This is a genomic window from Streptosporangium carneum (assembly GCF_027922005.1).
GTDB classification, from domain to species: Bacteria; Actinomycetota; Actinomycetes; order Streptosporangiales; family Streptosporangiaceae; genus Streptosporangium; species Streptosporangium carneum.
In genome coordinates this window covers 1-581 of the sequence record NZ_BSEV01000121.1, presented here as the reverse complement: position 1 = coordinate 581, position 581 = coordinate 1, and the positions used below count along the sequence as shown (strand labels likewise).

Here is a 581-nt window from a genome sequence, read left to right as displayed (position 1 = left end):
GGCCGAGCATCTCAAGGGGGATTTCGGCAGCTCGCTTTCGCAGGTCGCCGAGGCCATGGGGCTACCTTGCGATGATATAGAAGCGGTCGGCGAACTTTCCGCGACGCGCGGTGACCTCGATATAGCGGCCGGCAAAGTGCCCGCCGGCACCGTCGGCGCGATGCGTACAACCATCACCTGCAAGCATCAGGGTCGTCCGATCCTGCGCTTCCGCGCTAACTGGTACGTCACCACCGACATCGAGCACGAATGGGACTTGCGCGAGTCCGGATGGCGGATCAGCACCGAGGGCGACACGCCTGTCAAGGTGGACATTACTTTCCCGGTCGCGGAGGAAGACTACGCCGCCTACACGCCCGGCTTGACCGCGCATCGACCTATCAATGCCATTCCAGCGGTCTGTGCGGCCGCGCCGGGCATTCGCACTACCGTCGAACTGCCGCAGATCGTCCCGCTTTACGGCTGAGTTGCCGGCCCCGCCACCGTCGGCGTCGACTGATCGCCACCCAATACGCGGTAAAGCGCTATCCGGTTGCCCGCCTGTGTCAGCCGCACCGCGATCTCCGCCTGCCGCGCGGAAT

1 protein-coding gene is annotated in these 581 nt (G+C 64.9%); it reads left to right on the top strand.

Translation table 11 applies throughout. The features are described from left to right. A partial coding sequence (locus PKF00_RS44975) for a hypothetical protein (protein WP_271223772.1) occupies window positions 1-466 on the top strand: 466 nt, incomplete at its 5' end. Window positions 467-581: the final 115 nt, after the last annotated feature.